We start from the raw sequence: 23,995 nt of genomic DNA, 5'->3' as shown, positions 1-23,995 counted from the left end.
AATCTATAGTGACATATTGATTATAACCATTTGTACTTATTGCTCAACACGCCAAGGTGAACCTCCCATGAACGACGTAGCACAACAGTTTCCGGGGCGGCACGAGGCGAGGAGGCTCGAATGAGAACACCCACCACAACTTTGCTGAGGAACAACGAAGTGAAATCAGGCCAAGCATCCGAGCAGCTCGACGTGCGCGTTCGGGCCATCCAGTGGGAAGCCGATTCAGTCGTCAGTCTGGTGCTGATTTCCCTGCACGGCGGTACCCTGCCGGAATGGCAGCCAGGTGCGCACGTGGACGTGCAGCTTTCAACCGACCTATCCCGCTCCTATTCCTTGAGCGGAGACCCGCGCAACCGACTGTCTTACCGGATCAGTGTGGGCCTCGAAGACGCTGGGCGGGGAGGATCAGCCTTCGTTCACCAGTCCGTCCACGCAGGTGATGTCCTCACCATCAGCTGTCCCAAATCGAATTTTGAGTTCGTGGATGCAGAGGCCTATCTGTTTCTCGCCGGCGGCATCGGGATCACACCTCTACTGCCCATGATCACCTTGGCTGAGGCCCGTGGACGACCATGGCGATTGTCGTACGCTGTTCCCTCACGAGATGTTATGCCTTTCAGCCACGAACTGGGCCTGTACGGCAGCACTGTGGGTGTCTACGCTTCCGACGAAGGAAGCCGGCTGAGTCTCTTCGATCACATCCGCAACACCGACACTTCGACCGCAATTTACTGTTGCGGACCGGAACGCATGATCGACGAGGCCGAACAGATCGCATCAGCGGTCGGTCAGCGTGTTCGAACGGAGCGGTTCAGGGGGGCAAAACTGGCCCCGGCCCGTCGCGAAGGTGCCTTCGAGGTGAGGTGCGCACGCTCGGCCAAAACCGTCACCGTCAATCCGGATGACAGCGTGCTGGATGCATTGGAAGCAAACGGGATCCCCGTAGTTTCCTCGTGTCGGGAAGGCGCCTGCGGCACTTGCGAACTGACAGTGCTTCACGGCGAAGTCGACCACCGTGACTCCATCCTTTCGCCTGAGGAAAAGCAAGCAAACGAAACCATGATGGTCTGCGTCTCGCGGGCCGTGTCTGAGGAGTTGGAACTCGATGTCTGAAGCACTTGAGGAGAAAATCGACACTGGCACCGGCTATGGGCTGAAGCCCAACGGTCCGTTGCGTCATTTGGCCGAAGTTGGGCCAGGAACACCATACGGTGAGGTCCTGCGACGCTACTGGCATCCTGTCGGCCGTTCAAGCGATGCGACGTCAAGGCCCCGCAAGATCAAACTGCTCGGGGAAGAGTTAATTCTTTTCCGCACTCGAAAGGACGGAACGGCTGCTCTTCTACACCCCCGATGCGTCCACCGTGGTGCGTCCCTATTCTACGGTGCGGTTGAAGACGACGGCATCCGCTGCTGCTATCACGGATGGGTCTTTTCCCCTGAGGGGCAATGCCTCGAACAACCCTGTGAGCCAGGACTCGGACTCCACCGTGAGAAGGTCCGTCAACCTTGGTACCCCTTGCAGGAACGATACGGGCTCATCTGGGCATACATGGGCCCCCCAGAATTGAAGCCCCTTCTTCCTCGCTACGACCCTTTTGAGAACATTCCAGACGGACACCACTTAATGGTCAACGACGCAGGCGTCGGCGGCGGTGGACCCGCGGATCTGGACTTCAATTGGCTTCAGCACTGGGAAAACGTAATGGACCCTTTCCACGTACCGATCCTGCATGCACGATTCAGCGGAGAACAGTTCACGGCCGAAATGGCGCTCATGCCCGAAGTTGCCTACGAGTACACCTCCAACGGCGTGCGGTCGACCCAACTGCGAGTCCTGGATGAATCGCGTGTTCTCCGTCGTGTCACAGAAGTCATGTTCCCTAACATTCGAGTCGTCCCCAGCCCGAAACTGTCCGAAGGCACGACGAACATGATCGGCTGGGTTGTGCCAGGTGATGACACGAACTTCCGAATCTTTACGGTGGCTGTCAGTGAAGACCCTGAATTCCTGTCGAAACTGCGGTCGACGCACGGTGGAAAACCGTGGGCCACACTCTCCGAGGACGAACACCAGAGAATGCCCGGTGATTACGAGGCGCAAAAGAGCCAAGGTAATGTCTCATTCCACGCCGACGACCACCTCTCTACGACCGATCAAGGCGTCGCGATGATCCGTCGAATGATGGCCAAACAGATCCGCGCCGTCGAAGCCGGTTCCGATCCCGCAGGAATTATTAGGGACGCTGAATCGGAAACTGTTTCCATCACCGGCGGCAACTTCTTGGTACCGACAACTTCTTCAGGTACCTAGGAAGTCGGACATGACAGAAAACACAAGCCTGATCAACCGCAAAAGCGGCAATACACGCCCTCTGCTGATGCTGGGCGTAGACGGCGTCATAGCTCTGGAGCAGGCGGCTACTCTTCCCACGGTGAGCGAGCATGTCACCGCGTCCGGAAAATGGTCAAGGGAGGTCCTAGTGCCCGTGGGCACCAAAGAATTGATCGCAGAGCTTACCGAAAGCTATGACATTGTTTGGGTCTCGGAATGGGGCGCAAATGCCCACGTTGCCTTCGCCGGTGTGCTTGGCCTTCCTCCAAAACCGTGGCCCTATTTACCGGCGCAGTTCAACAAACTCAGTAGAATTCAGCGCTTCGCCGGATCGAGACCGTGGATTTGGATCGACGACCCCTTGGTAGATCTGGACCCCCTACCGGCAGACCCGCAGGGCCTCGTCTTACGTGTGGATCCAGCGCGCGGACTGGTCGGTTTGGGTAAGGCAGTCTTTTGGAAGTTGACAGACAATAATCCCGACACCGATCTCCGTTAAGGTGATACATCATGAAAAGACTTAATCGGCCTGCGCCGGGCAAAAGTCAATCACCGGATGTCGGCCGCCCCTCGGGAGGCCACTGGAACAGAGTTTCTTATCGAAGGCTCAGACATGCCGATTCAGGCCGGACGGCGGACAGATTTTGATCGCCGATTCCGCAACACCCCCGAGATGACTTTTGGACCCGCCGTCGGAATAGATGTCGCTCAGCCCTTTAGGACGCCTTCAATAGCATCTTTAAGGTGGCCGTAGCGCTGGTTTCACTGGGCGACGTGTGGGCTCTTATCGGCGTTGACTCAGCGAGCGTAGTAGGGACTGCAGGGATGGTCAGGCAAGCTCTGAGTGATTAGGGCCCAGCGGCGTCCGACTCCTTTTCAAGGGAATGGGTTATTGCCGTGTTGGCTATCGAGATGGCCCAGGGCTGCCGGTCGGCTGGAGCTGCATACTAAAATCGGATACAGTCGAAGCACTAAGACCGGTTCCGCCTACTTCGGTAGGTCCAGGGCCGGTCTTCACTTTCTCTAAGCGGAGGTCAGTTGCCCGCGTCCGTAAAGCTGCTATTAGGCAGCTGCAGCACATCAACTACTACCGCCTGAGCGGGTACTGGTATTCATTCAGACGCCCGGGAACCTCGGACCGTGAGGATGCCTTTTCAGCCGGAACTTAATTCGCCGATATCGTCCGTCTTTACAGCTTCGATGCGAACCTACGAACAGGAACCGTCGCCGCTCTCACTCCGATAGAGCTGGCTTTGCGAGCTCTTCTCGGGCATGCCTTCGGAATGATCGATGAATGCGCGCACCTAAAGCCAGCGCTTCTGGGACCACGAGCGGCTCAGGGCGCCTCGCTGATTCGAAGGAAGACTTCAGCAAAGCATGCCGGAACGCTCCCTGTTTGAGAATGTCAACCTAATTTGAGCCCACTCAATCTTGGGATCGCAGCCGTATAGGAGACCACTCGGGATAGCCGCGGCAGACCGCGGACACTGATAACTGACGCGGTCGTTCAAGGAGTGGACGTCCCCGGGATGGAGTGAATCACGGCAGTGGGTACCGAGAACCTAAAGCATCACCAGCGGCCTGCGCATTGACGGTTTTGTGGGCAGAGTGGGATCACGTCCGTGTGTGTCAGATAAGTAATGTCCAAAGCGCCGAGCGACCTTCCTGAGCCACTTTGAGGCCAAGGAAGTTGAAGGCAGGCCTCCAGGACCGAGCTGGAACGTCACCCGCGGGTGCCGACTGGGCTGCGGACCCGATGGACGAAGCGGGCTCCATAAGCTCAGACGGACCCAATTAAGGACGTGGCTGACTACGCGCTTTCTCCACGAGTTCTGTCATCCAGGGCCTATGCCCCTTGCGTAACTCCATGTTTTGGGCAGTCCTTGAACGGTTGGGACGGAGTTGGTTATATCGATGGTGATTCTGCCCTCGGCCAGAGGAGCGTTGGTGACGTGCAGGTCACCGTAGGAATTGGGTAGTGCCGGGTCCATCCACAGGCCCCCGAGGGATATATGGGTGTCGTACCGCATCAGGCTCGTCAGCAGCCGAATTGGTGTGGTGGCGGCCCATGCCTGGGGCGAGCACGCCGTCGGACACGGCACAGGTTCGGGGAACTGGTCCCGGCTGAAGCCGCAAAAGAGCTCCGGCAATCGGCCGTTGGAGAATTCGGCAGCCTCCAGCAGGGCGGTGGAGATCCGCTGTGCCTCGGCCGTGAAACCGTAGCGGAGCAGGCCATCGGCAATAATGGCGTTGTCGTGAGGCCACACGGAGCCGTTGTGGTAGCTCGCGGGATTGTAGGCACCCATATCGCTGGCCAAAGTCCACACGCCCCAGCCGCTGAACATCTCCGGGGACATCAGCCGTTCGGCCACCTGGGGTACTTTGTCCTCATCTACGAGACCGAGCCAGAGGCAATGGCCCATGTTCGAAGCACACGCATCAACCTGGCGCTTGTTTTTGTCCAGGGCAACGGCATAGTATCCGCGATCAGGAATCCAAAACTGCTCGTTGAACCGTTTCTTCAGTTGCGCGGCCCGTCCAGAAAGGTTCTCCGCTAAACCGGCATCGCCGGCGTCATAAGCCATCCAGGCGCGCGCCATGTACGCGTGGGGTAGACGTAGGCTTGGACTTCGCAGAGCGGCGATCGGCGGCTCGGCCAGCGTACCGTCGGCGAAGTTGATCCCGTCCCAGGAGTCCTTCCAACTTTGGTTCCTAAGTCCGCTGGGATTGAGGCGCTGATACTCGACGAACCCGTCGCCGTCCTTGTCCCCGTAGTCCCGGATCCAGTCCAGTGCGCGGTCGGCGTGGGGCAGCAATGCGGTGATGGTCTCTTTGGCGAACCCCCAGCGGCTGACCGATCCGAGCACCAGTACGAATAGGGGCGTGGCGTCGACGCTACCGTAGTAGGCCGATTTGCCGCCCAGCGACAGCCCACTTGAAACATCCAGTCTGACTTCGTGCAGGATCTTGCCCGGCTCCTCCTCGCTCATCGGGTCAACCACCGTGCCCTGACGGTCCGCGAGCGTCTGCAGCGTGCCCAAGGCCAGTGATGGGTCCACCGGCAGTGCCATTTCCGAGGCAAGCAGCGAGTCCCTGCCGAACAGCGTCATGAACCAGGGCGCCCCGGCGGCCACCACGACACGATCCGGGTGCTCGGGGTCCTCGATGCGGAGCGAGCCCAGGTCATCGTAACTGCGGCGTAGAGTCCGTTCGATAGACCGGTTTCCCATCTGAACCATCGGAATCTTGGCTACGCATTCCTGCCAGCGCCGGTCACTCGGAGACAAGCCGTCCCCGCCAAAGTGGACGAACGCCGCTTTCCGGTGGGCTGCCTCGATGCCGGGCATCACGGTCAGGATACTGCTCCATTGACCGTGGGGCGGGACAGAAACCCGGAATGCCACCGCCCCAGTCGAAATGTGTGCACCTGGGGCGCGCACCACTACATCCTTCTTGACATCCTGCCAGAGGGCCCGGATGCTGAGCGCATCGCCCTCGACCAAGCGGGTTTCAACCCATCGTCGCTGGATCCGTGCCTCTTTCACCTCGAAGAGGTCGCAAAATCCGCCTCGATGTCCAAGGCGATGACGCATTCGGCTGTCGCCAGGGAATAGTTGCGAACGCTGATCTGCTCCTGGAAACCGTCCCCTACCTCGCAAAGACGCTCCACGATCAAAGGACTGTCCGCATAGGCGTCCGGGCGGGACACTCGGCCAGCGAACAGCGCCCTGTACGGTTCTTTGATCGCCGCTCCCAGCGGTTCAACTGTCAGCCCGTTAATCGTGAGTCGCCACCCCGAGAGGATGCGGGTGTCCTGAACGAAAAGGCCCTGTGGCATGTCAGGATGAATGTCCCCGTTCTGCGAACCGATGCAGAAGGACGATCCCTCGACAAGGGTGACCGTCCCAGCCGAGCCGGATACGGCAGACCCACCTAACGACTTCCCGAGAGGGCATGGTTCCAATGGTGGCAAGCAGTTCGTTCGTATGGAATCACCCATAGCCACTACCAGGCGATGACCCGCATTCCGACGGCCCGGCGGCACAGCCTATGGAGTGGCTTCCGTTGTTTCATTCAACCGTTCCTGAACCATGAGCGATTGCCCAGGCTACAAATTCAATTCCAACCAGCTCGTGGAAGCGACTGGATTTCCGACCAGCTACCCCAGACCCCTCCGGGGTTTTCCAATAGGGTACCCCAGGGAAGGCGAAACTGATGCTCGCGTGTAATTCCTCTGATGAAATGGGGAAACCAGAGGCCCGCCGGGCAGTTCTAGATGCCGTTCGGCGATGCGAGGATCATTGCATCGCGGAGCCGCTCATATGCGCCCAGGAGATGGTCGTCCATCAGACGAACCAAAAGGGCTGTATCCCTGGCGGTCAACGCTTCCAAGAGTGCCTCATGCTCGCCTACAACGACGTCCCTGCTAGTGACCGCAGTGGTGTTGCGGGATATGAGGAACAAGGTTACTTGGGAGCGTAGGTCCGCCCAGGATCTGTATAGACGGTCATGCCTGGATGCTTCGTAGATGCGATCATGAAATCCTGTGTCGAGCTGGCTTAGTTCAATGAGGTCTTGACGCTCAAGGGCACTGTCCATTCGGTTTAGGATCTTGCGCATGGCAGCCAGATCAATGTCGGTGACATTCAGCGCAGCCCTTTGTACCGCGAGCCGCTCTAACTGGCCACGCAGACTGTAGATTTCCTCCACATCGCGCAAGCCGAGGGAGACAACGCGGGCGCGCCGGTTGGGACGCAATGTCACTAGGCCCTCGCGTTGAAGCGCAGCCAACGCATCGCGGACTGGACCACGGCTTACCCCCAGCTGCTCGGCTAGATCCGTCTCCGGTAGGACGGTTCCCTGTCCAACGCGTCCGCTAAGAATCATCTCGCGGATGTCGGCTATGACCCGCTCCCGCAAAGGCTGTGCGCGGGAGGTTGTGCCCTCTTCCAAACTTATCGCCATACCCAAAGTGTAAGCACTTGGAGTCCAGGTGCAATCAAAACGGAAAAATTGTTAGCAGATATAAAAAAAGTGTTGACACTTTTAGTGCTGCGGGCGAGTATTGACGTGTCACGCATCACAACGCCACGGAGAAAACACATGGACATGCAGCCAGAATCGGGCCCGGTTAGCGGCTCGACACCCGGAACGAGTGGTCTCCGGATAGCAGTTGACACCGGGGGGACATTCACAGACATTGCTGTGGCCAAGCCCGATGGGTCTCTTTTCATCTGGAAGGTTTCCTCTTCGCCCAGCTCACCGGATGAGGCAGTCATCGAAGGTGTCGTCGGGGCGCTGCAGGAGCTGTCTGAGAATCCGGCTTCCGTGGAGCGGTTCGTTCATGGCACGACCGTGGCCACCAACGCGCTTATCACCCGGACCGGCGGAAGAGTGGGTCTGGTTACCACAAAAGGCTTCAGGGACCTCCTCGCTATCGGATACCAGTCACGACCCCACCTGTACTCGGCCGACTCACGCCGACCGGAGCCTCTCGCCCCGGCTGAACTCACGTGGGAGGTCACCGAGCGGACCGCAGCGGACGGCAGCGAGGTGCGCGAACTCGACGAGGACGCGGTCCGCGCCCTCGGTGCCCAAGTCGCGGCCCAGTCAGTCGACGTTGTTGTCGTCTCTTTCCTCAATGCCTACATCAACCCCAAGCACGAACGCCGGGTGGTTGAATTGCTCCTTGAAGCCGGAGCAGCGCCCGCCATCGTCTCCGCCACCGAGGTCTCTGCTGAAATGCGTGAGTTCGAAAGGACGAGCACTGCCGTCCTGAACGGGTACGTTCAGCCGAAAGTCGCCTCCTACCTGCAGCGGCTCGAGGATCGTCTGGCTGAACTCGCCGTCCCCGCGAAACTGTGGGTGATGCAGTCCAATGGTGGACTGATCAGCGGTAAAACCGCACGCGAGCAAAGCGTCCGCACTCTGCTGTCGGGCCTTGCCGGCGGTGTCATCGGAGCGGCGCGCTGGGCAGGGCAGCTTGGTCTGGACAAGGTTGTCAGCTTTGATATTGGCGGCACCAGCACCGACATCGCCCTGATCCGCGCAGGCCAGCCAGACGAAATGACCGCCAGCGAGATCGAAGGATACCCGCTGCGGATGCCCACCGTTGACGTGCACACCATCGGTGCAGGCGGCGGATCCATTGCCTGGCAAGACAGCGGCGGCGGCCTTCGCGTGGGACCGCAGAGCGCCGGCGCTACGCCCGGCCCCATCTGCTACGGCCGTGGCGGTCAGGACATCACGGTTACCGATGCGCACTTGCTCCTTGGTCGCCTCGGCGAGTCACTGCTCGGCGGTCGGCTGACCCTTGACGCCCCGTCTGCCCGTACCCGGCTGCAGGAATTCTCTGCAGAGCTGGGCATGGACGAAGAGAAGACAGCTGAAGGGGTACTGCGCGTGATCACGGCGACCATGGCCCGCGGCGTCCGCAAAGTCAGCGTCGAACGCGGCATCGACATTCGCGATTGCACGCTGATGGCATTTGGCGGTGCCGGACCTCTTCACGCATCTGACTTGGTACGTGAACTGGGTCTTCGATCGGCAGTGATCCCGCCTCATCCTGGCGTTGCCTCTGCCATCGGCATGCTGGACGCACCGATCCGCAGCGACTTCGTCGCATCGGTGGCCACCACGGACGCAACGGATACCGAGCAAATCCAAACCGCCTTGGATGAACTCACCGAACGTGCCGAGAAATTCATCGCCGTGGAGAGCAGTGAATCGGGAACGGACACTCAGATCGAGCGTCTGGTTGACCTGCGGTATCTGGGCCAAAGCTATGAGCTCACCGTCCCATGGAACTCAGACCCGGCGTTCCTTCGGGAGGCGTTCGACTTCGCGCACCGTGAACGCTACGGCTTCGATGATCCCGATGCCCGGCTCGAAATCGTCGCCGCCCGCTGTGTCGCCACTATCCCGGTCCCGGCCACGAGCGAGGCGGTAATGGATCGCCCCGACGAGCTTCCCGTGCCGCTATCCACCCGTCCAGTCTATTTCGAGGGTTCCTGGCATGATACGCCGATCTACCTTCGCGAAGCGCTCCCGGCCGGACCGCGCATCCCCGGACCCCTCGTCGCGGAGCAGCTTGACTCGACCGTTGTGGTCGCACCCGACCAGACCTGCTGGATCGATGGCTCCGGATTCCTCTACATCGCCCCCAAGGACAACTGATGACGCTTACAACCACCACGCCCGCAAATCCTGTCGCCCTGGACCCTGTTGATCTGGAGATTGCCCGGAACCGGATGGAGTCAATTGCCGAAGAAATAGGCACCACGCTGATCCGCACCTCGTATTCTCCGAACATTAAGGACCGGCGGGACTGTTCTGCCGGCGTTTACCGGCCAAGCGGCGAACTGATTGCCCAGGCCGAACACATCCCACTCCATCTGGGATTGATGCCTACTCTTGTTCGCCGCGCACTTGACGAAATCGGGCGGGAGAAGCTGCAGCCAGGTGATGTGTTGATCACCAACAACCCCTACATCGGGGGCTCGCACCTGCCCGATACCTGCATCATCACCCCCGTTTTCGTCGGTGAAGAGATCGTTGCCGTGGTCGCCAACATGGCACACCACGTCGACATCGGAGGCATCACGCCTGGCTCGATGGCAACGCATGCCACAGAAATCTTCCAAGAGGGCATCAGGATCCCCCCATTGCGCCTCTACAACGCTGGTGAACTCGCCAAGGACCTCGTGGCACTTCTGCTGACGAACATCCGCACCCCGGACAAAACCCGCGGTGACCTCATGGCCCAAGTCTCAGCCAACATGATCGGCGTCCGGCGCGTCCTCGAAGTCATCGAGGAACGCGGCATCGAGTACTTCCATACAGCCTGCGAAGCATTGGTGGACTACTCCGAACGCCGCACCCGTTCGGCCATCGCCGCCCTCCCGGACGGCGAAGGCGAGTTCACCGACTACCTCGAACACAATGGGGCCACCGAGCAACGGATTCCTATTGCCGTCAAGGTGATCAAACGCGGTGACGAACTCACCGTGGACCTCACCGGCAGCGCCGACCAAGTCGCTGGTGCCGTCAACTGCTCCTCAGCCATCAGCGATGCCTGCGTCGCCTACGTCGTCAAGGTCCTCGCCGATCCCACCTTGCCTTCCAACGCCGGGCTCATGAGACCAATTACCGTCATCACGCGGCCGGGATCGGTGGTGTCTGCTGAGTTCCCGGCACCCGTTGCCAACGGCAACACCCAAACCTCCATGCGCATCGTCGATGCACTCTTTGGAGCCTTCGACAAGCTCTCTCCGGGCATGGCACCCGCCGCCTCTTGCGGCAGCCAAAACCTGCTCACCATTGGTGGGACCGATCCTGCCACCGGAATCCCATACTCCTACGTGGAAACCTACGGCGGCGGCCAGGGTGCCACCGCCTCAATGTCCGGGGCAGACGCCACACACACGCACATGACCAACACGCGAAACACCCCCTGCGAAGTCATTGAGCGCGAATACCCGCTCCGCGTCGAACATTATGCAATAGCACGAGGCACCGGCGGGGAAGGACAGCACAGTGGCGGCAACGGCATGATCCGCGAGCTCACCTTAACGCGGGGCACTGCCATCGCAGTCATCGCCACCAGCCGGACCACCACCCAGCCCTGGGGGCTGCACGGCGGTCAAGACGGCGCCCCTTCGCACAGCTGGACCACAAACCAGTCAGGACAACGTGAGCTGCCGTCCATGGGTCAGGTAGCACTGACGGAGGGAGCAAGCCTCGGCATCCAAACAGCAGGCGGCGGCGGGTACGGCTCAGCCTACAAGGAAACCACCGGAAAATGAGTTCAGGGATGGCTACCACCTGTGACGTCGTAATCGTCGGCGGCGGACTGACCGGTGCGTTCACTGCGCGATCCATGGCAGCACGCGGCCTCTCCGTCGTACTGCTGGATGCCCGGCCGCTCGGCCACAACGACGGCAGCTCCCACGGGTCATCCCGGATCTTCCGTCGCGCGTACGCCGATCCGCTCTATGCCGGCATGGCCGCCCGGGCACTCGACCAGTGGCGGGACCTGGAATCTGAATCCGGAACGACACTGCTGACCACCACCGGGGGCCTGGACTACGGAAAAGACCGCCACGTCGGCGAGCTGTTCGAAACCGTCCAGGCCAGCGGAACGCCGTCGGAACTGCTTAGCCCTGAAGAGGCAGCCGAGCGGTTCCCCGGGATGCGATTTCCCACCGATGCCCTGTACCACCCGGACGCCGGCTATTTGGACCCGGAAGCGTCCATCCGGGCGGCCCTGGCCGTCGCCGAAAAGGACGGAGCGGAGCTGCGCATCGGAATACCGGTGGAAGCACTGGAACGCCGTGGAAGTGGGGTGATCGTGACCACTCCAAACGGGACATTCAGTGCACGGCAGGCCGTCTTGGCGGCTGGTGCGTGGCTTCCTGAACTGCTGCCGCAGGTTCTTCCGGATGTTGCTCCCCCAGACCTCACCGTGACAGAGCAGAATGTCTTCCACTTCGGCAGAACCCACGAGGGAAAGACATGGCCGGTGCTGGTGTGCAAACACGACACGCAGTTCTTTGGACTGGCGTCCGGCAGCGATGCCGGCGACCGCCAGGCAGTGAAAATCGGACGGCATGACCCCGGGGCCTCGACCACACCCTCCACCCGCTCCAGGGTTCCCAACGCGCACACGCGCGATCTCATCCAGGAATTCGTGGAGAACTGGATGCCCGGCCTGGAAAACCAGCCCCTCCGCGAAGACACCTGCCTCTACACCAGGACCCGCACCGAAGATTTCCTCATGGACCGGCGAGGGGCGATCACCATCGCCTCACCCTGTTCCGGCATGGGCGCCAAATTCGCGCCTGTGTTGGGCGACATGATCAGTGACATCGCCCTCGGCATCGATGAACCGCACCCCCGGTTCGCCCTCACCTCCCACTCCTAACTGCTGCGATCGGTCCCACGAGGACCGGTCGCAGCACCGAACCGCATCAAAGAGCCCGTTCCCTCTCGCAACAACTCCTTCTCACAGAGAGTCAATTCAATGGCCTCAACAAAAACTCCCCACGGAGGCTCAGCCCCCAGCGTTCGACGCACGGCCGTAGCCGGGAGCGTCGGAATGTTTATAGAGTTTTACGAATACGGCATATACGGGTCCTTCGCCCCCGTTATCGCCTTGGTCTTTTTCCCCCAAGCCCAAGGCTTCGTAGGGCTCCTTCTCACCTACGGCATCTTCGCTGTTACTTTCCTCTTCCGTCCCCTGGGCGGCATCGTCCTTGGCGTCCTCGGAGACCGGCTGGGCCGACGGACAGCGCTGCTCCTGTCCCTGACAATCATCACCGTCGCAACCACACTGATCGGGTTGCTTCCGGGCTACGCATGGATCGGAGTAGCAGCCCCCATCCTGCTGCTGCTCTTCCGCCTGGCCCAAGGTTTCTCTGCAGGCGGCGAAGTTTCCGCCGCCGTCACTTTGGTCGGTGAACATGCTCCTGCCGGCAAGCGGGCCTTCTACGTCTCCTTCGTTCAGGCATCAAGCTTCCTGGCCTTACTGATAGGCACCCTGCTCGGCCTCATCCTCACCCGCAGCCTGAGCGAGGCTGACCTTCAAAGTTGGGGTTGGCGCATCCCCTTCCTCATGGCGCTTCCCCTGGGCCTTGCCGGGCTCTGGATCCGACGCAAGGTAGCCGAACCTCCCGTATTCCAACACATGCGCGAGCAGGACGAAATCGTTACCAGCCCTCTGAAGGAAGCCTTCCGAACCCGGGCCAACCGGCGTCGTATGCTGATGGCCGCCGCGCTGCCCCTGTTGAACAGCGTTGGCTACTACGTCATCTTCAACTACCTGCCCACCTACCTCACCAAACAGCTCAAATTCAGTAGCGGCGAGGGCTTCGCCATCACATCCCTGGGCTTGGTCGCCCTGATCATCACGATTCCGTTCGCAGCCCGCCTCGCCGACCGGTACGGACGGCGACCTCTGCTGGTCGGTTCCGGAATCGCCATGGCCGTGCTCGCCTTCCCCGCCTACCTCATCATGCAGCAAGGATTCGCACTGGCCTTCCTAGGCATTGTGATCCTAGCGCTCATCTTCGCCGGGCACACCGGCGTCATCCACACCGTCCTCATGGAACTGTTCCCGGCGGCCGTTCGGACCACGTCCTACTCGATCGGTTACAACATAGGCCTGGCCATCTTCGGCGGCGGCGGCCCGCTCATCGTTACCGCCCTTATCGCCAGTACCGGCAACCCCGGGATTCCCGCGTACTACGTGATCCTCGCGGCCGTCATCACCGTCGGGTGCACCGTTTTCCTGGTGGAAACCCACGAGGGAAGGGCTGCAAAGACTCCCACAGCCGGACAGGACGAGATCGCTATCCGAACACCGACAACGACGCCGTCCAAATAGATCCACTTCGACAGATCAAACCCCGCGGCGGCGCAGCCCTGAATGAAAGCTGCGCCGCCGCTCACGGACCGAAAAGAAGGCCCTCAAGTGAACAGACTCAAGGGAAAGACCGCTGTCGTAACAGCCGCGGGGCAAGGAATCGGCCGCAGAACAGCGGAAATGTTCGTGGCTGAGGGTGCGGAAGTATGGGCCCTGGATCTCAACGCCGAACTCCTCGCCGACTTGGAGGGGCAGGACGGACTTAACGCCGTAGGACTGAACGTGCTCGATCGAAATGCTCTTTCGGAGCTGGCGACGAGGACCGGTCCCGTGGATGTCCTGTTCAACGGCGTGGGCATGGTCCACGTAGGGGACATCATGAACTGCACCGACGATGAATTCGAGGCCGCCCTTCGTGTCAACGTGATATCAATGTTCGGCGTCATCAAGGCATTCCTTCCCGGCATGCTCGAGTCCGGAAATGGAAGCATCATCAACATGTCCTCCGTCCAGTCCTCAGTACGGGGTTTTCCGCAACGGTTCGCCTATGCAACCTCCAAGGCAGCGGTCATCGGGCTCACCAAATCCGTTGCCGCTGATTACGCCAACCAAGGCATCCGCTGCAACGCCATCTGTCCCTCTGCGGTTGACACACCGTCCATGAGGCAACGCATCGACGCAATGCCGGATCCAGCCCAAGCCATGGCTGACTTTTCAGCCCGGCAGCCGGTGGGCCGCATGGGCACCCCGGAGGACATCGCATCCCTAGCCGTGTACCTGGCCTCGGAAGAGTCCAGTTACATGACCGGCAGCACGGTCATCATCGACGGCGGAGCAGTCAACTAAACCTCAGGAAGGTGCATCATGATCAAGACAGCCATCGTCGGAATGGGCCGCTGGGGGCAGCGGCTGGTGAACTCCGTGCAGACCAGCGGCAAGCCACACGGGGCACTGCTTCACTTCACCGCAGGGACCACGGGATCACTGCAGAAAGCGAAGCCCTTCGCTGACGAACAGAAACTTCAATTGTTCGAGTCCTATGAGGACCTGATCGACGCAGGACTCGTCGACGCCGTGGTGATCGCATCGCCCCACAGCCGACACCCGAACCACGTCCGCCTTGCCCTGGAGGCAGGCCTTCATGTGTTCGTTGAGAAACCACTCGCCCTGGACGCCGACACAGCCAAAGACCTCGTCCAACTCTCCGAAAGCACGGACCGCGTGCTGGCCGTGGGCTTCAACCGCCGTTTCCTTCCGGCCTACCAGAAAATGAAGCACATCGTCGAATCCGGCACGATCGGACGGCCGCTCCATATCGAGGGAAACTTCTCCGGCCCCTTCGGACACACCTACACAAACGGTGTTTGGCATGCCCAGTCCAGCGAAACACCTGCCGGCGGACTGACACTCATGGGCGTGCACACCATCGACTGCATGATCGGCCTCCTCGGGAACGTTACAGCGGTCCGGGCCAGATCACGCCGGCAATACCTCAAAGTCGATATCGACGACACCACCGATGTCTCACTCGACTTCGCCAACGGAACCACAGGATACGTCAGCACCCTCACCGCGACTGCCTCACACTGGCGGCTCCAACTCTTCGGAACAGAAGGCTGGGCCCAAATGACCGACCAGCAGCACCTCGCTGTCTGCGACGCATCCGGGAAGCGACAGGAGGAGTTCCCCGCGATCAACGCTGAACGGGACGAACTCCAAGAATTCGCAAAGGCCATAAAGGACAGAAACCACCCCTATCCCGTTCCACTGCCAGACGTCACAGCCGGGATCGAGGTTCTAAACGCCACCGTCCAAAGCCTTAAAAACGACGGATCCCCCATCCCCATCGGCTTGCCCGCGCCGCCAGAGTTCGCCCAAGTCGGGCCCGGAAGCCACGCGGGCAGCTGAGTACGTTGGAAGCAGACACTCCCTACGGCGTATCCATCAACGACAAGAGTCGGACCAGGACTCCGGGGTCGAACTCTTCGTCGCCGGTGGCATGGTTCCGAAGTGACCTCACCGTCCGCCACGCAAGCTCCTCTCCTCTGCTGCGGCCTTCCTCGGATACTGACACGGTTATGCGCCACAACAGCGGTTGCGTCTACTGCTGCGGACCCGAAACCGACTGAAACACCGGTTTCAAGAGACCAAGCAATCTGTTGACAGTTTAGAATAAACTGTAGACACTTAAGCCGAGTAGTGACAGAGTCAAAGTCAAACCAGCCCATGCCAAAAGTGAAAGTACGGACGGCCAGAAAAAACGAGGTTTACTCATGCAGGACATACGTGAACGGTTCATCAACCTGGGGATCGACTTCGCCCCTGGGCAAGAAGGATCCCTTGAAGACAAAATCTCCGCCCTCGCCGTCGGCGGGAACATCCCCGGCGCCCCAGTCGATTTTTCGCATGGGGACGTCGACGCCTTTACACCTTCGCCCGGAGCATTCGAGGCGTTCCAGCGCGGTGTGCAGGAAGGCGGCCAGCAGGCCTACACGGAGTACAGCGGACGCCTTTCCATCAGAGAAGTTCTCGCCCAACGCCTGACCAACTTCACCGGCGCCAGCATCGCCCCAAGCCCGGAAATGATCATTACGCCCGGCACCCAAGGGGCACTCTTCCTCGCCATGGCTGCGTGCGTGGGCGCCGGCGACCACGTCGCAATCGTCCAACCGGACTACTTCGCAAACCGCAAGCTCGTCGAATTCTTCGGCGGCGTCGTCCGCCCCGTCCGCCTTGACTACGAGGACAAGAGCCCGGCCATGCTCAACCTCGACCAACTGGAGGAAGCATTCCACAGCGGCGTCAAAACCTTCGTCTTCTCAAACCCAAACAACCCCACAGGCGTTGTCTACACCGCAGAACAAATCCGTTCGATCGCCGAACTCGCCAACACCTACGACGCGACGGTCATCGTCGACCAGCTCTACTCCCGCCTCCGCTACGAAGGAACCCAATACACCCACCTACGCGCTTCCGGGATCAACCCGGATAACTGCCTCACCATCATGGGTCCATCCAAAACGGAATCGCTCAGCGGGTACAGGCTCGGCGTTGCTTTCGGCTCCGCCAGCGTCATTTCACGAATGGAAAAAACCCAGGCAATCGTCTCCCTCCGCGCCCCCGGATACAACCAAGCCGTTCTGGACACGTACTTCAACGAACCGGAAGGCTGGCTGGACGAGCGAATCCTCGGCCATCAGGCCATCCGCGACGACTTGGTGCGGCTCTTCACTGAAGCCGGATACGCCACGCGCGTCCCGGAGGCAGGAAGCTACCTGTTCCCGCGTCTGCCGGACCTGAACGTGGGCACTGAAGAGTTCGTCAAGCTTGCCAGGCTCCAGACCAATGTGACAGTCACACCAGGAGCCGAATTCAGCCCCCTGCACGGACACAGCATCCGGTTGAATTACTCGCAAGACCGCAACAACGCCGTGGCGGCAGTAGAACGCCTTATCGAACTCGCCAAGCGATACACCCGATAAGGACGGCGGCCACATGAAGATACCCGTACCCCAAGGAACCTATGTTCCTGTGACACGCTTTGGAGACATCGCCTTCACTGCAGGCATGACCCCACGAAAGGACGGCGCCCTTACGCTGAGTGGAATCGTCCCGGTGGAGGAAAGCCCGGAGACATATGAGGATGCCATTCGCCTCTCCTGCGCCAACGCGCTGGCCGCACTCGAATCGGCGTGCAACACCGGGGAAAGAATCTCACGGATTCTCAAAATGACTGTCTTTATCGCGGCAGAAAAAGGCTTCACCCAACATTCGCGTTTCGCGGACGTGGCGTCGACGTACGTCATGGAGCAACTCGGGCACGAAGCAATCGGAGCTCGTTCTGCTGTCGGAGTGACCTCACTGCCAAGCGACGCACCTGTGGAAATCGAGCTCGTCGGGGCCATCGGGCCAAACGAGCGGTGATCTTTTGAGGTCCGTTTAAACTCCTGCTCGCGATGGGTTGTTTCTCTACAAGTCTCACCCGCGCCAGACCACCGAGACGCGAGGTCAAGGTCTGAACGCAATACTGCGCTCTAACCGGAGACACTCCTGTGTCCTGGTGTCGTCCGAAACGTGCGGCCAAGAAGTAGTCAGGCAGCTGATGGCGATAACCACGCTGCGAAAAGCCCAGATCGCAATAGCCGCTGACATTTAGGCCCCCGGGAAAGTTGAGCCCCGCGGTTTTGCCGAATCAAAACCCAGGCGCCGCTACCAAGCAGGTCCTCCAAACCCAACCGATACGTCCAGACCTGAACCGTGACACCACAGGCGACTTATATCTTTCACACAACAAGGAGAAAAAGATGACCTCACCCACGCTTTCCGAAGTCCGTAGCATCATCGCGGCAGCCGAAAAATGCGCAAATGAAATCGGCCAACCAATGAACATTGCTGTTGTCGACGAGGGCGGAAACCTTGTTTCGCACGCCCGCATGGACGGTGCATGGATCGGAAGCGTCGATATATCCATCAAGAAGGCTTTCACATCACGCGCTTTCGACATACAAACGAAGGACCTCGCAGACAATTCGCAGCCGGGAGACCAGTTCTACGGAATTCACGCGAGCAACGACGGACGCATCATGATCTTTGCCGGCGGAGTGCCCCTGAACCGGAACGGCAAGGTAGTGGGCGCCATCGGAGTCAGCGGAGGTTCCGGCGAACAAGATCAAACCGTAGCCGAAGCCGGAGCAGCGGCCTTCTGAGGGTTCGTACCACAAAGCGGAATACAGCTTTTCAGCGGAGGCAATTCCTGGACCTCCGTTCGCACTCGATGACAGCAATCAACACAGCCGAACCTCTCGTGTTGCAGGAACTGATTACTCGGCACACTCATTGCCAATCAGTACGGGCAATATCTGCGAATCCAAATGACCACCAGGGTCTCCCATTTCGCAACGTGGGAGGCCCTGGTCTGCCCAATGGACGGGTCAGCACCTGAACCGTACATGAACGCCTGAGGAAAGCATTCGTGAACTACGAGGAGTAGAGGCCTGACCGATGTTCCGCCGGATCAGGTGAGGCAAAAAAGGACACGAACCACCTGCATCAAACCACCAGGCCCTTCCATGATCGCTATGGGGGCCTGGTTGCATGGTTGCAGAAGACTTTGCACTTCCCCGACACTTCGGCGGTTCAGGGAGCGGCATGTTGCAGCATCGGCTCTGGTCCCCTCCTGTAGAGGTCACACAACGTATTGGCCGTTCCGCTGAGCCCTGAGGCTTCCGTTTCGAGACCGCCCCGCCCCGCTCGCCGATCTTCCACCGCCCGCTGTTCACTCCTACGGAGCGATCATCAACCCCCAACATTGCGGGGCCACCACATCCCCTAAAGGCCCGCCTACCAAACACCCATGAAGGCGGCCAAGCGTTGCACGGCAACGTCCCATTTCCTTGGAACGAGACACTCTCTTGCTGCTGCGCGTCTGAGGAATGCCGCTGACAGTTGGGCGCAGTAATTGCACATTACCTGTTAAGAGTCCACGGATGGGTTGTCCGAGGCGGGTATAGCGGCATCCGTCGAAGAGTTCAGTGATGACTCGTTCTGCGATCTCCGTTTCAGCGTCGTTGGTAACGGTCATCGGGTATTCGGTTTACTAGTCCACCGCGGCCTCCAACCCGTGGGCAGCGGCGATGCCTTTGAGCAGCCACGGCGTTACAGTCATCATCTTCTCGCGGCTGGCTTCGGAGAAGGTTCGTATGGTGGCTTCGAAGCGGGCTGAGTTTGGGATTGTGTTGTGTTTGGTCCCTGCCTGCAGCAGGCCCACGCTGGGCATGACGGGATCGAACATATTGAACTGGCGGGTAATCATTACCTGAAAGGTGGTGATGATCTCGGAGATGGCCGTTACGGGTCCTTGGCTGGTGCTGATCCGTGCCCGTCTGCTCCGTGGACCGTGACCACGAGCCTTCCGAGGCGGACACAAGGATGCCTGGCTTGGTGAAGACCATCCCGTTCGGCTCCGTCGCCGACGTCAGACGTCCCCCGGCGAGTTGATGGCGACGCTCGGCCAAGAGCGTTGCGGCTCCAGCGAGCATTGCTGTGTGCAGGTCGTGGCGGCGGTGTGCATCGCGCCGTCAATACGTGAATGTAGTCCGGGATGGTGGCTTTCTGGACCGGAAGTCCGTCCATGTCACCGCAGCAACACGACCGGCCGCCGGGCAGTGGTGGCTCCGGAATCCGGGGCGGTGCCATGGAACACGGCAGTAATTGACGTCGTGTTTTTGCCTAGGGTGATCTCGTACGGCAGCCCATCCAACGCCTGGAGGACCTTTTCCTGCGTGTGCGGCAGGTCCAGCCCTATCTCAGGCTCCTGGTGGAGCCGGTGCCGCAGGCGCACCGGGGTCTAGACGATGAGCGTGAACACCGGCTCGGCCAAGGGGGCCCATCACTTGCCTTCGAAGGAGAGGACCCTCAGTTGCGTACCGGAACGCTGAGAACGGGACCGTGCTCGCGGTCTTATCCAACGTTTCGCCCGAGTTCCGCATCAGCATTCAGGGCCTCTTCTTCCTGACTAATTTGGTTTAGGTAGTTATAGATCGTGTAGCGGGTTACGTCCAAGGCCTTGGCACATAAGTCAACGGATTCCTTGAGCTCAAAGAATCCCCTGGCGCGCAAGCGTCTAACGACGTCCAGCTTGTGCTTCTTCTTCATCAGTTCCACAGGAACGCCGGCCGCCACTATTTGTTCACGAATCATGCCGTCGGTTAGTGACTCGACAGACGAAGGGAACGTCTCAGTGGGCAGCGGCTGATCGGCGCCCTCGAAGAACAACGGACTCATGGACGTCAAGTGTTCCAATGCCTCCCGCGCTTTAGTGAGGTCGTCGACGTCGGAGTTGATGCAGAGGGCCACTACCGCTTGCCCGGAAGGGGTGCGAATAAAAGCGCTTGTGGAACGGAGGGTCTGACCATTGAATCTTGATGCGTATCCAACCAGACCTTCTCCTCGTTGACTGGCGAGCATCAGCAGGCTTAGGTCCGTTGGAGGCCCACCGACATCACGACCAGTTATGGGCTGGGCAATGGCGACGATGCTGGCGGGAGCGAGGGTCAGGTCGTGGACCAGCACTTCCGTGCGTGGGCCTAGAGTCTGGGCCAGCGTGGGAATCACTTGGCTCAAGACGGAAGAGGCCGTCTTGGCATAAGCGCGGTCCTCGTCGGTGAACCGTAACGCTGATCCCAAATAGTTAGAACTCATGGCTCCATTGTGATCGATCGCTCCAAGATTTCGTGTAGCTGGGTGAGTTTGCTGGTTTTCGATGTAGGAGCTCATGGTTGCTCGAGAGCAGCTTGGCAGGAGATCTCGAGGTTCAACCCGAAAGGTAAGGAAGCGACGGCAACGGTTGTCCGGGCCGGCGACCGAACTTCCCCAAAATAATCACGCCAAGCCGAGTTGAATGCATCCAAGTCCCCTATGTCGGTGAGGAAGCAGGTGGCGTTAACCAGGTCTCCGAGGCCTGCCCCGCATGCCTTGAGGTTGGCCTCGATGTTGGCGAGTGTCTGTGTGGTTTCCGCGGCGATTCCTCCGGTTACCACCTGCCCCGCCGAATCAAGTCCGCCCTGCCCGGAGAGATAAATGACGTTTCCTGCATGGATGGCGCTTGAGTAAGGTCCCCGGGGCTGGATTAATTCAGGTTTTGCGGAGGGGTTTTCGATCGTCGTCAACTTTCGCGTTCCTTTCGTTGGTAGTTTCTGCGCTTCGAGTCACTTCAACAAGGCGTCAGGGAGGGGTCGTGGCTGGGCGCTGAAGGGCTGATAGCGCAGTCGAGGCACAGCATCGAGGAGGGTCCGTGTGTAGGGGTGTTGTGGATTGTCAAACACTGCGGCCGTCGAGCCTCTCTCCACAATGTCCCCGGCGTTGAGCACAACGACGTCGTCACAGAGAGCTCGTACTACGTCGAGATTGTGGGTAATAACAGCCAATGCCAGGTTTTCCTCATCCCGAACCTTGGCAAGCAGCTCAAGCATTGCTCCTTGGACAGAGACATCAAGAGCACTGGTTGGTTCATCGCACACCAGTACCGATGGCCGGCAGGCCAACGCCCTGGCGATGGCGACACGCTGTTTTTGTCCACCCGAGAGTTGATACGGGTATCGGACCGCGAAGGCTTCATCAAGACCGACAAGGCCCAGAAGTCGGCGTACTTCCTTGGGACGGTCGCAGTCTATGTCGTTCACGATGATGGCTTCGGCGATCGTTGACCCGACGTTAGTGCGGGGGTTCAATGAACTGGTCGGGTCCTGGAAGACCATCTGCACTTGCCGGGAACGGGATCCCGCGCCCTTTTTGGGAAGGGATTCCATGGGGCGGCCGTCAATAAGGACGCGGCCTTCATTGGGAGTGACCATTCCCAACAGCACCTTGGCCAGAGTCGATTTTCCGCTTCCGGATTCACCTGCGATGCCAAGGGACCGTACATCGTCAAAGTCGATGTCAATACCCTTTAGAGCGTCCACGGCATGCCGGCCGTAGCCGTAGGTCACTTTGATTCCGAGCGCTTCTATGCGGGTCATGCCAGACTCCTTGTTTGTTTGTCCGCACCGTGTCCCGATGAGACTGCGGTAAGCGTCTGGGGCAGCGCCGCCAGCAACGCACGCGTATAGGGGTGTCGGGGATCGGTCAGGACTTCCACGGTGGTTCCTTGTTCGACCACCCATCCGTTGCGCATGACGATTATCCGGTCGCAAATTTCGCTGACTAGCGCGATGTCGTGTGAGACCAGAACGACGCTGATACCTCGTTCCTCATTCACCCTCACCAGGAGGTTCGCGATTTGTCGCTGAACGGAGACGTCCAGGGCAGTGGTCGGCTCGTCGGCGAGCAGAAGTTCGGTCCGTCCCAGCAAAGCCAAGGCAATCATGACGCGCTGCCGCTGACCGCCGGAGAGCTGGTGGGGGAAGCGGTCAACTGTGCGTGAGGGATCAGGGATGCTGACTTCGTCCAACGCGGCGACCACTCGACGCCGGACCTCCGAACGGCTCAGATTGGAGTGGGCTTTGAGCTTGTCGGACAAGATCGATCCGATGGTGAGGGAGGGATTCAGCGACGACATAGGGTCTTGGAAGACCAGGGCGACCTGGTCCCCCAAGACACGACGGCGGGTGCGGGCGTCTTTGTCGGCCAGTTCTGTTCCGTTGAATTGGTGGTGGGCAGCGGTGCTGCCAAGGCCCGGGGGCATCAGATGCGCCATGGCGGAAAGAGTCAGACTCTTGCCGGATCCGGACTCGCCAACGATGCCTACTCGTTGACCGCGGCCCACGGTGATATCGACACCATGAACGAGTTCGAGGTGTGGTTCTGTGCTCGTTGCCACTCTCAGGTCCTGCACTCTGAGGACGGGATCGGCGATGTCAACGGGACGCAATGCTTCTGGGGAAGCCGGATCGGTCACAGGTCGGGAGCCAGCTGTGGGGGCCGCAGACGCTGCGCGGAGTACGCGGTTCCGGGGGTCCAGCAGGCGGGCCAGGTGTTCCCCTGCGATGTTAAGAACAATGCCTGCGAGCACAATGGCAACGCCTGGGCCCACAACACCGAAGGGGCTGGTGTAGATCTCCTTCAAAGCGCTGTTGAGCATCGCCCCCCAGTCCCATTCTGGTGGCTGTACCCCCAACCCGACGAAGCTAAGGGCTGACAGGGCGACGAGGTTTGATGCAGCGGCAAGAATGGTGAAAGTGGCCAGTGGCTGCGATATCTGGGGAAGAATATAGCGCAGCAGGATCCGCAGCGTGCCAACACCGACAACGCGGGCAGCCGCGACTTGGTCGCTACCTGCAGCTCCGACTGCCAGAGTCATTGTTATTCGTGCGGTTGTTGGCACGGCTGCTATCGCAAGCCCCAGCATCGCGGCAGTGCCTGAACGACCAAAGAGAGTTGCAAGGATAACGGCCAGCAGAATGGCGGGAAAGGCCGTGGCGGTCGCCGAGAGCTGGAACATCACTTGGCGCGCCCGGCTTCCCAGGGCGGCTGCCAACAGGCCTAAACCGACGCCAATTAGCGCTGTCAGAGCGGTGGCGCCGAAGGCGTAGCCAAGAGATGCCCGGGAGCCGACGATGGTTCGTGCCAGGATGTCGCGTCCGAGTTGGTCTGTTCCGAGAAGATGTGCTGCGCTCGGGCCTTGGCGCCCGACGGCTGGGTTCACGGTTCCCGCTTGTTGTGCGAAAAGCCAAGGGCCCAGAAGTGCTGAGAGTACGAAGAACACAATTATCAGAACGGCAATGATGAGGGTGGGTGAGCCCCAACTCTTGGACTTGGTTCGTGGCTGGTCCACGGTTGCTTGAAGATTAATGGTCATG

21 protein-coding genes and 1 pseudogene are annotated in these 23,995 nt (G+C 59.9%); 13 read left to right on the top strand and 9 right to left on the bottom strand.

Annotated features, from left to right (window positions below):
- The first annotated feature begins 120 nt into the window (after positions 1–120).
- The 4 genes from CQ020_RS06045 to CQ020_RS24740 all read left to right on the top strand — a co-directional run bounded on the left by CQ020_RS06045 (position 121) and on the right by CQ020_RS24740 (position 3,738).
- Positions 121–1,116, top strand: a complete 996-nt coding sequence (locus tag CQ020_RS06045) for a PDR/VanB family oxidoreductase (protein WP_105690995.1) — start codon at positions 121–123, stop codon at positions 1,114–1,116.
- On the top strand, positions 1,109–2,317 hold the full coding sequence (locus CQ020_RS06040; RefSeq protein ID WP_105690994.1) for an aromatic ring-hydroxylating dioxygenase subunit alpha: 1,209 nt from the start codon (positions 1,109–1,111) through the stop codon (positions 2,315–2,317). Before CQ020_RS06045 ends, CQ020_RS06040 begins: the two co-directional genes overlap by 8 nt.
- 10 nt (positions 2,318–2,327) lie before the next feature.
- Positions 2,328–2,837 (top strand): hypothetical protein, encoded by a 510-nt coding sequence (locus CQ020_RS06035; protein ID WP_105690993.1) that lies wholly within the window; start codon positions 2,328–2,330, stop codon positions 2,835–2,837.
- A gap of 679 nt (positions 2,838–3,516) precedes the next feature.
- On the top strand, positions 3,517–3,738 hold the full coding sequence (locus CQ020_RS24740) for an Abi family protein (RefSeq protein ID WP_146116638.1): 222 nt from the start codon (positions 3,517–3,519) through the stop codon (positions 3,736–3,738).
- A gap of 394 nt (positions 3,739–4,132) precedes the next feature.
- On the opposite strand, the pseudogene CQ020_RS06030 reads toward CQ020_RS24740, so the two are convergent.
- A pseudogene (locus tag CQ020_RS06030) lies at positions 4,133–6,302 on the bottom strand (glycogen debranching N-terminal domain-containing protein).
- Between the two features lie 308 nt (positions 6,303–6,610).
- Positions 6,611–7,303 (bottom strand): GntR family transcriptional regulator, encoded by a 693-nt coding sequence (locus CQ020_RS06025; protein WP_105690992.1) that lies wholly within the window; start codon positions 7,301–7,303, stop codon positions 6,611–6,613.
- Positions 7,304–7,441: 138 nt separating this feature from the next.
- Between CQ020_RS06025 and CQ020_RS06020 the strand changes: the two genes are divergently transcribed.
- The 6 genes from CQ020_RS06020 to CQ020_RS05995 all read left to right on the top strand — a co-directional run bounded on the left by CQ020_RS06020 (position 7,442) and on the right by CQ020_RS05995 (position 15,608).
- On the top strand, positions 7,442–9,514 hold the full coding sequence (locus CQ020_RS06020) for a hydantoinase/oxoprolinase family protein (RefSeq protein ID WP_105690991.1): 2,073 nt from the start codon (positions 7,442–7,444) through the stop codon (positions 9,512–9,514).
- Positions 9,514–11,142 (top strand): hydantoinase B/oxoprolinase family protein, encoded by a 1,629-nt coding sequence (locus tag CQ020_RS06015; protein WP_105690990.1) that lies wholly within the window; start codon positions 9,514–9,516, stop codon positions 11,140–11,142. Before CQ020_RS06020 ends, CQ020_RS06015 begins: the two co-directional genes overlap by 1 nt.
- An 8-nt stretch (positions 11,143–11,150) precedes the next feature.
- Positions 11,151–12,260, top strand: a complete 1,110-nt coding sequence (locus CQ020_RS06010) for an FAD-dependent oxidoreductase (RefSeq protein WP_105691075.1) — start codon at positions 11,151–11,153, stop codon at positions 12,258–12,260.
- 99 nt (positions 12,261–12,359) lie between these two features.
- Positions 12,360–13,721: an MFS transporter gene (locus tag CQ020_RS06005; protein ID WP_219844495.1), complete on the top strand. Its 1,362-nt coding sequence runs from the start codon at positions 12,360–12,362 to the stop codon at positions 13,719–13,721.
- An 87-nt stretch (positions 13,722–13,808) separates the two neighbouring features.
- Complete coding sequence (locus tag CQ020_RS06000) at positions 13,809–14,546, top strand: SDR family oxidoreductase (RefSeq protein WP_219844494.1); 738 nt, start codon at positions 13,809–13,811, stop codon at positions 14,544–14,546.
- Between the two features lie 18 nt (positions 14,547–14,564).
- Positions 14,565–15,608, top strand: a complete 1,044-nt coding sequence (locus CQ020_RS05995) for a Gfo/Idh/MocA family protein (RefSeq protein WP_105690987.1) — start codon at positions 14,565–14,567, stop codon at positions 15,606–15,608.
- 22 nt (positions 15,609–15,630) lie between these two features.
- On the opposite strand, the gene CQ020_RS24115 is transcribed toward CQ020_RS05995, so the two are convergent.
- Positions 15,631–15,774, bottom strand: coding sequence for a hypothetical protein (locus CQ020_RS24115; protein ID WP_181151778.1), 144 nt, complete (start codon positions 15,772–15,774; stop codon positions 15,631–15,633).
- A gap of 199 nt (positions 15,775–15,973) precedes the next feature.
- Here CQ020_RS24115 and CQ020_RS05990 point away from each other — a divergent pair, with 199 nt between their 5' ends.
- From CQ020_RS05990 to CQ020_RS05980, 3 genes are all read left to right on the top strand, one after another.
- Positions 15,974–17,182: a pyridoxal phosphate-dependent aminotransferase gene (locus CQ020_RS05990; RefSeq protein WP_105690986.1), complete on the top strand. Its 1,209-nt coding sequence runs from the start codon at positions 15,974–15,976 to the stop codon at positions 17,180–17,182.
- 13 nt (positions 17,183–17,195) lie between these two features.
- Positions 17,196–17,624 (top strand): RidA family protein, encoded by a 429-nt coding sequence (locus tag CQ020_RS05985; RefSeq protein WP_105690985.1) that lies wholly within the window; start codon positions 17,196–17,198, stop codon positions 17,622–17,624.
- 380 nt (positions 17,625–18,004) lie between these two features.
- The gene (locus tag CQ020_RS05980; protein ID WP_105690984.1) at positions 18,005–18,406 is read left to right on the top strand and encodes a heme-binding protein; all 402 of its coding nucleotides are present in this window, start codon (positions 18,005–18,007) and stop codon (positions 18,404–18,406) included.
- An 890-nt stretch (positions 18,407–19,296) separates the two neighbouring features.
- Here the strand turns inward: CQ020_RS05980 and CQ020_RS24735 are convergent.
- The 6 genes from CQ020_RS24735 to CQ020_RS05955 all read right to left on the bottom strand — a co-directional run bounded on the left by CQ020_RS24735 (position 19,297) and on the right by CQ020_RS05955 (position 23,994).
- Entirely contained in the window at positions 19,297–19,512 is a 216-nt protein-coding gene (locus tag CQ020_RS24735; RefSeq protein ID WP_181151777.1) for a hypothetical protein, read from the bottom strand.
- A 321-nt stretch (positions 19,513–19,833) separates the two neighbouring features.
- A complete protein-coding gene (locus CQ020_RS24730; protein WP_181151776.1) occupies positions 19,834–20,040 on the bottom strand; it encodes a hypothetical protein in 207 nt (68 codons plus the stop codon).
- 119 nt (positions 20,041–20,159) lie between these two features.
- The gene (locus CQ020_RS05970) at positions 20,160–20,900 is read right to left on the bottom strand and encodes a transcriptional regulator (RefSeq protein WP_181151775.1); all 741 of its coding nucleotides are present in this window, start codon (positions 20,898–20,900) and stop codon (positions 20,160–20,162) included.
- Positions 20,901–20,971: 71 nt separating this feature from the next.
- On the bottom strand, positions 20,972–21,367 hold the full coding sequence (locus CQ020_RS05965; protein WP_219844493.1) for a RidA family protein: 396 nt from the start codon (positions 21,365–21,367) through the stop codon (positions 20,972–20,974).
- A 39-nt stretch (positions 21,368–21,406) separates the two neighbouring features.
- Complete coding sequence (locus tag CQ020_RS05960) at positions 21,407–22,216, bottom strand: ABC transporter ATP-binding protein (RefSeq protein WP_181151774.1); 810 nt, start codon at positions 22,214–22,216, stop codon at positions 21,407–21,409.
- A complete protein-coding gene (locus CQ020_RS05955; RefSeq protein ID WP_105690981.1) occupies positions 22,213–23,994 on the bottom strand; it encodes a dipeptide/oligopeptide/nickel ABC transporter permease/ATP-binding protein in 1,782 nt (593 codons plus the stop codon). Before CQ020_RS05955 ends, CQ020_RS05960 begins: the two co-directional genes overlap by 4 nt.
- Between the last annotated feature and the right edge of the window lies 1 nt (position 23,995).

Source organism: Arthrobacter sp. MYb23 (assembly GCF_002979775.1).
Lineage (GTDB): Bacteria > Actinomycetota > Actinomycetes > Actinomycetales > Micrococcaceae > Arthrobacter.
This window is presented reverse-complemented; position numbering and strand designations above follow the sequence as displayed.